9 protein-coding genes are annotated in these 12,193 nt (G+C 63.9%); 5 read left to right on the top strand and 4 right to left on the bottom strand.

The features are described 5' to 3' along the window. Positions 1 to 12 precede the first annotated feature (12 nt). A complete protein-coding gene (locus tag G8E10_RS16140; protein ID WP_110801384.1) occupies positions 13 to 1,899 on the top strand; it encodes a bifunctional sugar phosphate isomerase/epimerase/4-hydroxyphenylpyruvate dioxygenase family protein in 1,887 nt (628 codons plus the stop codon). 64 nt (positions 1,900 to 1,963) lie between these two features. Here the strand turns inward: G8E10_RS16140 and G8E10_RS16135 are convergent, their stop codons facing one another. Continuing rightward, the gene (locus G8E10_RS16135; RefSeq protein WP_110801385.1) at positions 1,964 to 3,331 is read right to left on the bottom strand and encodes a PepSY-associated TM helix domain-containing protein; all 1,368 of its coding nucleotides are present in this window, start codon (positions 3,329 to 3,331) and stop codon (positions 1,964 to 1,966) included. A gap of 149 nt (positions 3,332 to 3,480) precedes the next feature. Beyond that, a complete protein-coding gene (locus G8E10_RS16130; protein ID WP_110801386.1) occupies positions 3,481 to 3,858 on the bottom strand; it encodes a hypothetical protein in 378 nt (125 codons plus the stop codon). Between the two features lie 239 nt (positions 3,859 to 4,097). On the opposite strand from G8E10_RS16130, the gene G8E10_RS16125 reads away from it, so the two are divergent. From G8E10_RS16125 to G8E10_RS16115, 3 genes are read left to right on the top strand one after another with little or no spacing between them, the layout of a single operon-like run. Further along, complete coding sequence (locus G8E10_RS16125; protein ID WP_110801387.1) at positions 4,098 to 4,949, top strand: ABC transporter ATP-binding protein; 852 nt, start codon at positions 4,098 to 4,100, stop codon at positions 4,947 to 4,949. Between the two features lie 17 nt (positions 4,950 to 4,966). Beyond that, entirely contained in the window at positions 4,967 to 5,914 is a 948-nt protein-coding gene (locus tag G8E10_RS16120; RefSeq protein ID WP_110801388.1) for an ABC transporter substrate-binding protein, read from the top strand. Beyond that, positions 5,911 to 6,933 (top strand): FecCD family ABC transporter permease, encoded by a 1,023-nt coding sequence (locus tag G8E10_RS16115; protein ID WP_110801389.1) that lies wholly within the window; start codon positions 5,911 to 5,913, stop codon positions 6,931 to 6,933. Before G8E10_RS16120 ends, G8E10_RS16115 begins: the two co-directional genes overlap by 4 nt. A 27-nt stretch (positions 6,934 to 6,960) precedes the next feature. Here the strand turns inward: G8E10_RS16115 and G8E10_RS16110 are convergent, their stop codons facing one another. Continuing rightward, on the bottom strand, positions 6,961 to 9,522 hold the full coding sequence (locus G8E10_RS16110; RefSeq protein ID WP_110801390.1) for a GcvT family protein: 2,562 nt from the start codon (positions 9,520 to 9,522) through the stop codon (positions 6,961 to 6,963). Positions 9,523 to 9,786: 264 nt separating this feature from the next. Between G8E10_RS16110 and G8E10_RS16105 the strand changes: the two genes are divergently transcribed. After that, entirely contained in the window at positions 9,787 to 11,160 is a 1,374-nt protein-coding gene (locus tag G8E10_RS16105) for an MFS transporter (protein WP_245420114.1), read from the top strand. Positions 11,161 to 11,199: 39 nt separating this feature from the next. Here the strand turns inward: G8E10_RS16105 and G8E10_RS16100 are convergent, their stop codons facing one another. Further along, a complete protein-coding gene (locus tag G8E10_RS16100) occupies positions 11,200 to 11,889 on the bottom strand; it encodes a CHASE3 domain-containing protein (protein WP_110801392.1) in 690 nt (229 codons plus the stop codon). Positions 11,890 to 12,193: the final 304 nt, after the last annotated feature.

Below are 12,193 nucleotides of genomic sequence, written 5' to 3'. Positions count from 1 at the left end.
GGGAACACGCCGATGAAAACCTCGATTGCCACCGTGTCCATCTCCGGCGACCTGTCCGAAAAGCTGGCAGCCATCGCCGCCGCTGGCTTCGGCGCCGTCGAGATCTTCGAGAACGACTTCCTCGCCTCCAATCACGGGCCGAAGGACGTCGGCCGGATGGTTCGCGATGCCGGGCTTGAGATCTGCCTGTTCCAGCCCTTCCGCGACTTCGAGGGTCTGCCCGAACCGCAGCGCAGCCGGGCCTTCGAACGGGCGAAACGCAAGTTCGAGACGATGAACGAGCTCGGCACCGATCTTATCCTCATCTGCTCCAACGTCTCGCCGCTCGCGCTCGGCGGCATCGACCGCGCGGCGGACGATCTACGCGCACTCGGCGACATCGCCCGCGAGCACGGGGTTCGCATCGGCTATGAGGCGCTTGCTTGGGGCCGCTATATCAACGACCATCGTGATGCTTGGGAAATCGTGCGGCGCGCCGACCACAGCCAAGTGGGCCTGATCCTCGACAGCTTCCACTCGCTGGCCCGCGGCATCGACAGTGCCTCGATCCGCTCGATCCCCAAGGACAAGATCTTCATCGTCCAGATGGCGGACGCGCCGAAGCTCGATCTCGACCTCCTGTCCTGGAGCCGCCACTACCGGAACATGCCGGGCCAGGGCGACCTTCCCGTCGCCGACTTCATGGCCGCCATCGAGGCGACGGGGTACGACGGCTATTACTCGCTGGAAATCTTCAACGACCAGTTCCGCGCGGGCTCGGCGCAGCAGACGGCGGTCGATGGGCGGCGCTCGCTGATCTACATGATGGACCGGCTGAAGGCCGAAGGGCGCGCGGTCAAGGGTCCATCGGAACCCAATCCGCTGCCGCCGCCAGCGCGCACCGCGGGCATATCCTTCGTCGAGTTCGCCACCGACATGCAGTCGGCCGTGCCGCTGTCCACGCTGCTCCAGTCCATCGGCTTCCGGCACGCCGGCCGTCATCGCTCGAAGGATGTGGATCTCTACACGCAGAACGATCTCCGCGTCGTCATCAACACGGAAACCGAGGGGATGGCGCACTCCGCCTATGTCGTCCACGGCACAAACATCTCGGCGCTGGGGCTGCGCATGGCGGACGTGCAGCAGGGCATGGCGCGCGCGGCCGGGCTATTGGCAACCCCTTACAAGCAACCTGTCGGGCCCGGCGAACTGGAGCTGCCTGCCTTGTTCGGCATGGGCGGCAGCCTCCTGCATCTCGTGCCCGAGGATGCGGCGCTCGATCGGCAATGGGAAACGGACTTTGCGCTGGAACCCGGCTGGAACAGACATTCCGGTGCCGGCCTGAAGGCGGTCGATCATATCGCCCAGACCGTGCGCTACGAGGATATCCTCTCCTGGACGCTGTTCTACCGCTCGATCTTCGACCTGAAACCGCTGCCGCCGGTCGAGGTGCCCGATCCCGGCGGTCTCGTGCTCAGCCAAGTCCTGCAGAACGACGACGCCAGCCTGCGCATCGTGCTCAACGGTTCCCAATCCATGCGCACGCTCTCCTCGCGTTTCGTGTCGCAGTTCGTTGGCCCGGGCGTCCAGCATGTGGCCTTCGCAACGGCCGACATCTTCGCAACGGTCGCGGCCCTGCGCGCCGGCGGCGTTTCGCTGCTGCCGATCTCGGGCAATTATTACGACGATCTCGACGCCAAGTTCGACATTTCGCCGGAAACGCTCGCGGCGATGCGGGCCGGCGACATCCTCTATGATCGGGATGAGGACGGTGAATATTTCCAGATCTATCTCGGCACGCTGGAAGGCGGCTTCTTCTTCGAGATCGTCGAGCGCAGCGGCTATCGCGGGCTCGGAGCGGCCAATGCCGCGATCCGCCTGACCACGCAGGCCCGCCAGTCGCCGCGACCAGCTTTGTGACGGGTTCGGGCGACCGTTAGGACATTGCAAAGGGGCCCGCTCGTGAGAGCGGGCCCCTTCTTCGTCATGCAAACACCCGCTTCAACACCGGCACGCGGCGGATCAGCAGGACGTCGATGGCGATCATCGCGACGATCAGCAGGCCGGACAGCGGAAACAGCACGCCGAAGACGATCGCCATGCCCCACAACACGCCATAGACCCTTCGGCTCGTGGGATAGGGGGGAACGCCAAGGCGGCCGGACGGCCGGCGCTTCAGCCACATGACGACGGCGGCGACCGAGGAGAGGATGATGGCGAAACAGGTCGCGAGCATCAGCAACTGGTTCAAGAGGCCGAATTCCTGCCCCATATGGATGTTGATCGCGAACTCGGTGAGCTTGGCGACCGGGCCGTAATCGGCATAGCCGATATCGACCAGCGGCTGGCCGCTATATTGATCGATATGGATCGTCCGCACCTGTGAGAGATCGTCGGGATAGACAGCGGTGGTGAAGACGCCGGCAGCGTCGGCGGGAAGCGTCACCTCGTATCCCGGCGCCATGCCGCGCTCCCGCGCGATCTCGACGATCCTGTCGATGCCAAGCGGCGCGTCCATCGGATGATGCGACATCGGCATCGGCGAGGCTTCCATCGTCCAGCCGACCGTCTGCATGGCATGCTGGGCATGCTCGCTCGATGTCGGCACGTTGTCCCACAGTGCGGCGGGATAGCCGGTGCTGGTCGCCACCGTCAGCTCCGTCAGCTTGCCGCCCCAGAAGGACGACCAGGGCAGGCCCGACAGCGCGAGAAAGGCAATGAACCCGCCGGCGACCGCCCCGGTCACGGCATGCGTATCGCGCCAGAACACCCGGCGCGATGGCGTTCCCCGCACGGTCAGGACACCACCGGTCTGCCGGCGCGGCCACCAGAGATAGAGGCCGGAGACCACGAGGATGATCGCGAACCCCGCCATCGCCTCAATCACGCGGTTGGCATAGGCGCCGAAATATTCGAGGCTGTGCAGCTTGCGCACCACCTCGTTGAACTCCTGCGTCTTCAGCATCGTGTCAAGAACGGCACCCGTATAAGGGTTGAGGAACACATAGGCAGCGCCCGCATCCGTCGCGAATGTCACCCGAGCCGAACCGGTCGGGCTGACGGGCGGCCGGTAGGCCTTCACCCGCGCCTCGGGATAGAGCGTCTGCGCCTTGGCAATCAAGGTGCTGGGAGCCTGTTGTGGCGTGGTCTCCTCGGCAACCACCGTCCGCGACGCAAAGGCCGTGCGGTCGATCTCGTCGCGAAAGAGGTAGAGCGAGCCGGTGACGGCGAGCAGGATCATGAAGGGCACGGCGATGAGGCCGGCATAGAAGTGCCATCGCCAGATGGCGCGGTAGGTATCGACAGAAAGCGCGGAAACGCTTGCCTGCCGGAATGCGGTAAGGTCTGTCATCGTCAATCCTGGGATTGGACCGCATGCCGCCGTCGGAGACGTTCGGGAACGGCCGAAAAAGCTTGAGGCTTATCGACATGCCGTGGCGGCGGGAGCGCACAGAATGTCTTTGCCATCGATGGCGGGCACAAGCGCCCGCTCGGTGCTTTTCAGACCGGTGGACCCTGCGCGTCATACCGCCTGACATCCGTCGAGGCAGACAGGATGACGGCATCGTCGGCGCGTTTCTCCACAGCGACGGAGAAGCGGATGGGCAAACCCGTATCGTCGGAGGGTGCCAGCGCCGTCTGCGCCTGCACGCCGGCATGGCAGAGCTTGCTGCACGGGCATTCCTGATGCTGATGGCCATCGGCGGGCCGATGCGCTCCATGTTCGGCAGCGCAGAGGACCGACAGGGGATCCGGCGCCGCCATCGCGGCACTCGACCATCCCGTCACCAGCGTCTGGATCGCGAACGACAGCGCCAGCAGGATGCCCAGGAGGGCCCCCGATTGTCTGTCTGCGATGATGCGGCGCCAGAACGTCATGACTGTCGAATGCCATAGTTCCCGCCGTCTGTCATCGCGACATCTTGTGCACAGGTCGTTTGCAAGGACGGACGGGATCATCGATGATCCCCACACCATATCCGAACCGCGATCGGGCCAATTCGCTCCCGACCCCGTTGACAAGATGGCGTCTCGTAATGTTATTACATTTATATAGATCGCCGATGGGGTTTCGGGGTGATGCAACATGGTTTTACCTTCAGGGAAAAGACGGCTAGATGATCCGCATATCGCTCCCGGCACGTCTCCTCGCTCACGACGATACGCTGCCTGACGAAGAAGAAGGACGCCGCGTGCACGATGTGACCCTGTCAGCGAGTGGTCTCGGATGGTCGATCCGGGATTCGCAGATCCTGCAGGATGTTTCCCTGACGCTCGGTCAGGGCGACCGGCTGGCGATCGTCGGCCCCAACGGCGCGGGCAAGACGACGCTGCTCCAGCTTCTATCCGGCATGCTGCAGCCGACCACGGGCGCAGTTTCGCTGGTCGGGCGGCCGCTTGCATCCATGACCCCGCAGGAGCGGGCCCGGCTGACGGCCGTGGTCGGACAGTCCGACCAGCCCGACCACCGCATTAGCGTGCGCGACTATGTCGAACTCGGCCGCATTCCCCACATGCAGCGGGCGACGCGCGCGCAGGAACGTATGCTGGTGGACGACGCGCTGGAGCGAACCGGCCTTGCCGCCCTCGCCGCGCGTGCGATGGGGTCGCTCTCTGGCGGCGAGCGGCAGAGGGCGCAGATCGCCCGGGCGCTGGCGCAGGCGCCCCGCATCCTGTTTCTCGACGAGCCGACGAACCATCTCGATCCTCTGGCACGCCGCACGCTCTTGTCTCTGGTTGCGGAACTGGACGTCACGGTCGTTGCCGTCCTTCACGACCTGCATCTCGTTCCCGATTTTGCGACCCATGTCGTGGTGCTGAAAGACGGACGGCCCGTGGCCAGCGGGCCGGTTGCCGCCGCCCTGTCGAAAGGCGTCGTCCGCGATGTCTTCGGCATCGATCTCCTGCGCCTGCCGCATCCGCATGAAGACCGCGAACTCACGGTCTTCGACATCGCAGCCCCTCTCTGAACCCCGGAGCCTCTTCCATGAAACGCCTTCTCCTGGCCGCCCTTGTCTCATTCGCAGCCTCTGCCGCCCATGCCTTTCCCGTCACCGTCGACAGCTGCGGGCAGGCGCTGACATTCGATGCGGCGCCGAAGCGGGCGGTCGTGCATGACATCAACATGGCCAAGATGGCCTTCGCACTTGGCCTCCAGCCGCAGATGGTGGGCGTCACCGGCATCAGTGGCTGGTACAAGCTGGACGATGCCTTCCGCGAGGAACAGGGTGCTATCCCCGAACTCGCGCCGAAATACCCGACGCTGGAAAATCTCGTCGCCGTCGAGCCCGATTTCTTTTTCGCGGGCTGGTACTACGGCATGAAGCCCGGCGGCGACGTGACGCCGGAGACGCTGGCACCCCACGGCATCAAGACGCTCGTGCTGACGGAAAGCTGCGTCCACCTCGACAAGGCGCGCCCCGCCGCCTCCATGGACCTGCTCTATGGCGACATGGAAAAGCTCGGCGTCATCTTCGACCGGAAGACGGAAGCCGATGCCCTGATCGAGGGCTGGAAGACGGAGCTTGCGGGTATCGAGGCGAAGGTCGCGGCAAACGACGGGACCCGCGTGTTCCTTTATGACAGCGGCGATGACAAGCCGTTCACCGCCGGCAAGTTCGCCATTCCCACCGCCATGATCTCGGCAGCCGGCGGCGTGAACATCATGGCCGACATGGAAACGAGCTGGGGCACGACGGACTGGGAAACCGTCGCCATGCGCAATCCGCAGTTCCTCGTGCTCCTCGATTACCAGACCGACACCGGCTATCGAAAACTCCTCGACTTCCTGAAGAGCCATCCCGCCATGAAGGAAACGGACGCCGTGAAGAACGAGCGCTTCGTGGCCCTGCGATACGAGGAGCTGACGCCCGGCCCGGATAACATCGCGGCCATCGGCAAGATCGCCCGCGCGCTGCACCCAGAAGCCTTCTGACGGTGCGAGCCGCATTCCCCTTGGGCGTCGTGGCAGCCTGCCTGGCTGTGGCGGCGCTTGCCTGCATCTCTATCGCCTATGGCTCCACCGTCATCCCGATGCCGCAGGTTCTCACAGCACTCGCGCGGGCGGCCGGGATCGTCCAGACGGACCCGGCCGGCGTGGTGGACCGGATCATCGTCGATCTCCGGCTTCCCCGCGCCATCCTCGCGATAGCAGTAGGGGCAGGCCTCGGCGTCATCGGGCTTCTCCTGCAGACGGTGACGCGCAACGATCTGGCCGATCCCTTCCTGTTCGGCCTGTCGGCGGGTGCGGCGGCCGGTGCGGTCATCGTCATCACCCGGCTCGGAGACCGGCTGGGCGTCCTCACGCTGCCGATTGCGGCCTTCGTCGGAGGAATGTGCGCGACCGGCATCGTGCTGATGCTCATCCGCCGCGCGCAGGGTTTCGGCCCCGAGCGGCTGATCCTGGCCGGTCTCGCCGTCTCGTTCCTGTTCACGGCGCTCACCAATTATCTGGTTTTCTCCGGCGACCAGCGTGCGGCCCATTCCGTGCTGTTCTGGACCATGGGCGGCCTCGGGCTTGCCAGCTGGCAGAACATCGGCATCGGGATCACGGGTGCCGCCGTCGCAACCGGCTATGCGATGGCGCGCCACCGGCACCTCGACGCCCTACTCGGTGGAGAGCAGACGGCCGAAAGCCTTGGTATTTCCGTACGGCGGCTGCGGCGCGAAACGTTTCTGGCGGCCAGTTTCGCCACCGCCCTCCTCGTCTCGATCACGGGCGTCATCGGCTTCATCGGGCTCATGATCCCGCATGTCGCCCGCACGCTGGTCGGCCCGCTGCACAAGCGGCTGACGATCCTCTGCGCGCTTCTGGGCGCGGCCCTGCTTCTCGGCAGCGATCTCATCGCCCGCACGCTCTTGCCGCCGCAGGAACTCCCGGTCGGCATCGTCACGAGCTCGATCGGCGCCGCCTTCGTCGTCATCGTGATCCTGCAGAAAGGTCGCGCGGCCTGAAGCTTATCAGACCGCCGCGCCTACACCTCAGCTTCTGGGCTTGAGGTTTTCCGGATCGTAGAGCGGCTTGTAGCCGACGGCGGCGATCTCGACCGGGAAGCTCTCGTTGAAGTATTCAACCGTCAGCGTCCGGCCAACCTCGCAATGTGACTGCGGGATATAGGCCAGCGCGATATTCTTGCCGATGGTCGGGCCATAGGCAATCGAGGTCGTGTAGGACCGCCGGCCGAGGTCGTCGATCAGCACCGCGCCCGTTTCCGGATCGATGACCGGCAGCGAGCCCACGGGGTAGCGCTTCACGCCGCTCGCATCGGTGTTGTCGATCATGACCAGGGTGCAGAGCATGGCCGGCTGATGCGCGCGCGCCTTGTATTCGAGGTGCTTCGCCTTGCCCCGGAAATCGGCTTCCTTGACCTTGGGGCGGGCAAGATCCGCCTCGATCAGATTGTATTGGGTCAAGAGGTCGCCGTTCTGCAGGCGCAGGCTCTTTTCCATCCGGCGCGAGTTGGCATAGGTCTCGACGCCGAATGCCATGACACCTGTCGCACGCAGCGCATCCCAGACGGCAAGGCCGTCCTCGTATGTCATATGCAGTTCCCAACCCTGCTCGCCGACATAGGAAATGCGGAAGGCCGTGACGGTAACGCCTGCGATCTCGATCGGCTTGATGGCCGCGAAGGCGAAGTTTTCCAGGTCGAGGGCTGACGGGTCCGCCACGACCTTCTTCAGCGTCGCGCGCGCGTTCGGCCCCCAGATGCCGATGGTGGTGAATTTTTCCGAGACGTCGGTGATAACGACGTCGAGCCCGCGGTCTTCCGCCACGCGCTTCATGTAGTGGAAGTCGCGGGGGCCCGCATCCGCGCCGTTGATCAAGCGGCAGCGATCGGCGAGACGGATGACGGTAAAGTCCGCCCGCACCATGCCTTCGTCATCGAGGAAGTGCGTATAGATGCCCTTGCCGATATTGCCGTCGCCGCCGATCTTGGCGGCACAGAGCCATTCGAGCAGATCGACATGGTCGGGGCCCTCGATATCCACCATGTGGAAGTGCGAGAGGTTGACGATGCCGCAATCCTCGCTCATCGCCAGATGCTCGGCATTCGAGACGCGCCAGAAATGGCGATTGTCCCACTCGTTCTCACGCACCGGCACGCGGTCGCCATAAGTTTCCAGCAGGTGCTCGTTGGCCTTGTAGCCGTGGGCGCGCTCCCAGCCACCGAGTTCCATGAAATAGCCGCCGAGTTCCTTTTCGCGCTCATGGAAGGGCGAGCGCTTAGCGCCGCGGCCAGAGGCGTAGGGTTCGCGTGGATGGATCGCCGGGAAGTAGATCTTCTGCGCCGCCTCGTAGCTGCGGCCTTCGATGAACGCTTCCGTCAGCTGGTGCGGGTAGAAGCGCGCATAGTCGATGGAGTTGTGGTCGATCCCGGTCCGTCCGTCCGTCATCCAGTCGGCGATCAGCTTGCCGTAGCCCGGGCCGTCCTTGACCCATATGGCAACGCAGTACCAGAGACCGCGCACCTTCTGGCTTTCGCCACAGGACGGGCCGCCGGCGGCCGAGACCTGCAGCAGACCGTTGAACGAGTGGCCCTCATTGTAGCCGAGTTCCCCGAGGATCGGCGTCAGCTCCATCGCCCGTTCCAGGGGCTCGAGGATCTGCTCCATGTCGAGATCACGCTGCGAGGGCGACAGGCGCGCCTCGTGCTTTTCCAGGATCTCGCGCGGGTGGCAGAGGCGCGGGTTTTCCGCCTCGTAGTAGCCCCACTCGATCTGCCCGCCTTCGGTAGTGTTCGGATCGCCGGTGTCGCGCATATAGGCCGAGTTGCCCTGGTCGCGCAGCAGCGGATAGCCGATTTCCTTGCCGGTGCCGGCGAATTCGTTATAGGGGCCGAAGAAGGTCAGCGGATGATCGACCGGCATGACAGGCAGATCCTCGCCGACCATTTCCGCAATCAGGCGTCCCCAGATGCCCGCGCAGACGATGACGTGGTCGGCCAGAATCGTACCGCGATGCGTGACGACGCCCTTGATGCGGCCCTTCTCGACGATCAGCGAGGTCGCCGGCGTATTGCCGAAGATCTTCAGCTTGCCGGATTTTTCGGCGGCATCGATCAGCTTGCCGGCAACGGTCTGCGAGCGCGGAATAACGAGACCGGCATCCGGATCGAACAGGCCGCCCTGCACCTGATCTTCCTCGATCAGCGGGAACATCTGCTTGATCTCGGTGGGGCTGACATAATGCGCGCGCGTGCCGAAGGCCTTGGCGGAAGACAGCTTGCGCTTGATCTCCTCCATCCAGCCATCATCGCCGGTGCGGGCCACTTCCAGACCGCCGATGCGGGCGTAGTGGCCCATCTTCTCATAGAAATCGATCGAATATTGTGTCGTCCAGACCGACAGGTAATCATGGCTGGTCGTGTAGCAGAAGTCCGAGGCATGCGCCGTCGAGCCGATATCTGTGGGGATGCCGGACTTGTCGATCCCGACGATATCGTCCCAGCCGCGCTCTATCAGGTGATGCGCAATGGAGGCGCCGACGATGCCGCCCAGCCCGATGATGACGACCTTTGCTCTGCTTGGAAACTCTGCCATTGCCTGCCTCGTATCTTCGATATCGGGTGATTGTAGAGCCTGCGCCGCATAACGCCTGATCTGAAAGCGACAAGGACTGGCCGCGATCACGGTCGTGCCGGGAGCAAATCCGACATGAAGGCTCCAATGAAAGCATATAATTGATAAACGGGCGCTTTATGAGAAACCTTTGTTCACGCCGCGCGTTCCGAAGCGAATTTTCCGAACCGACTTCACGTCCAACATAGGACCTCCTTGATGAATACAATGGCGGCAAGCGCACACGTGGCGCCTGTAGAACCCCGGTCGCGGTCGGTCAAAGCCCTCAGCGCCGTTAACTTCTTCCTTGCCGACGTCCGTGACGGGCTCGGACCCTTCCTCGGCATCTTCCTGATCGGTCAGGGCTGGAGCACGGCAACCATCGGCGTCGTCATGACGATCGGCGGCATTGCGGGCATGTTGGCGACCACGCCGCTAGGCGCTCTTGCGGATGCCTCCAAGGCCAAGCGCTTCATGGTCGGCTTCTGCGCGGCGCTCGTCATCGTGGCATCGCTTGCCATCCTGTTTGTCCCCACCGTGACGTTTGTGGCGGCATCGCAGATAGCAACCGGCATCGCCGGTGCCGCCATCGGCCCGGCCGTCGCCGGCCTGACGCTCGGCCTCGTGGGGCAGAAGGGACTAGCCCCGCAGCTCGGGAGAAACGAGGCCTGGAACCACGGCGGCAACGTCTTTGCCGCCGCCGGTGCCGGTTTCTTCGGTTACGAGTTCGGCCTCACCGCCGTCTTCATCCTCATGACGGCCATGGCCGTCGGGTCGATCATCGCCGTCATGATGATCAAGCCTGAGGATATCGACCACGATGCCGCGCGCGGCATCGAGAAGAAGGATGGCAAAGACGCAGAGGCGCCTTCGGGCTTCAGCGTGTTGTGGAAGTCCACACCGCTGCTGATCCTCGCAGCCACGCTCATGCTGTTCCACTTCGGCAACGGCGCCATGCTTCCCCTGCTCGGACAGCAGGTGGCAACACAGGCAGCAAGCTCCGGCGTGCCCACGGATGACGGCACGGCGGGAGCCACAGCCACCGGTCAGGACGCCGGCACTACGACCACACTGCCACCCGGACAGAGCAAGCCTGGACAGCCCGCGGCGCAACCGGTCGGTCAGCATTCGTCGCTCCAAAGCCTGCTCTCGGATCCCGTCTCCTATACAGCTGCGACCGTCATTATCGCCCAGCTGACGATGATCCCGATCGCGCTTCTCGCGGCCGGTTTCGCCGGACGGCGCGGCTACTTCCTGCTTCTCGTCGCAGCCCTTGTCGCACTGCCGGTTCGCGGGCTGATCGCTGGCCTGTGGCCGAGCCCCTATGCCCTTATCCCGGTGCAGATGCTGGATGGCGTCGGTGCCGGCCTTCTCGGTGTCGCGGTGCCTGGTCTCGTCGCACGGATGCTCAAGGGCACTGGCCATATCAATGCCGGTCTCGGCGCGGTGATGACGGTGCAGGGCATCGGCGCGTCGCTCAGCCCCGCGATCGCCGGCGTCATCGTCTCGCATTTCGGCTTTTCGGCCGCCTACCTCACCCTTGCAGGCTTCGCCGTCTGCGGGCTGGTTATCTGGCTCGTGTCGATGAAAAAGGTGGCAGCGGCCTGCGCCAGCGACTGAACGGCACGCCCTGAGCGCTCTTGTCGGCCGGCAGGGCGCTCAATATTTACGCCGCTGGGGCACACCACCACCGCCCATGCCACGCCTCGCAAGGTAAAGCTCGATCGCGGCCCGCGTGAGGAACGAGGCGAGACCGACGAAGATCGCGACGATGCGGATTCGCGTCTCGTCCCGATCGACCTCCGATTGCCGTGCCGACAGCAGTGCCTTCTCGCTTTCGGTAATGGACCCGATCACGCGCCGGATCCCGTCCATCGTGGCGCGCTCCATCATCGAGATCTCCTGCTTCCGCGCAGCTTCGAAACCGTTGGTATCGTGGACCTCGATTGCCTGCCTGAGCTCGCCGAGCTTGTCGTCGATCATCCCGTTGAGCGTTGCCACCCGCGTGATCTGCTCGGCATTGTCGGAAATATGCGCCTTCAGCGTACCCCGAAGGTCCGAAAGTCGCGTCAATGCTTTGTCGTAGGGGTCGAGATAGCGACGATCGCCGCTGAGCAGGTAGCCACGCTGGCCTGTTTCTGCATCGTCCAGCCCGATCAGCACATCCTTGGTCGTGTCGATCGCTTTATAGGTGTGGACGACCAGATCCTGGTGATCGCTGAGCAACATATGCGTCCAGCTCGTTGCGACCACGCCCGCAGCAATGACAATACCGACCGGGATCGACCGCAACAGAACCGGTGTCGTCAGATAGGTGCTCCGCAGGCCGCGCCAGGAGAGGTCCACCATTCTCGATCTCCCAATCGCCTTCCGGGCATAATGCCAGATGCGTCCCAGTAAACTGCAAACCGTTCGTAGACCACGGAGGTGACGTCCCAACGAGAAGGCATCTCGCGCCTGTTGCTAACGCACGAACATCCCGCAGCGCAAATTGGGGCGACTGTCTGGGGTGTCAAGTTGCATTTACAAATTCCGTCCTCACGACCAACGCTTTTGCCTTGAGAATGACGTGTCATTTTCGGGCACGTGCGATGCGGAGGACCATTTTGGATTTTCCGGTGTTGTACAACCCTTGCAGCCATACTGCTTGGCG

It is taken from the genome of Ferranicluibacter rubi (assembly GCF_011603255.1).
Lineage (GTDB): Bacteria > Pseudomonadota > Alphaproteobacteria > Rhizobiales > Rhizobiaceae > Ferranicluibacter > Ferranicluibacter rubi.
This window is presented reverse-complemented; position numbering and strand designations above follow the sequence as displayed.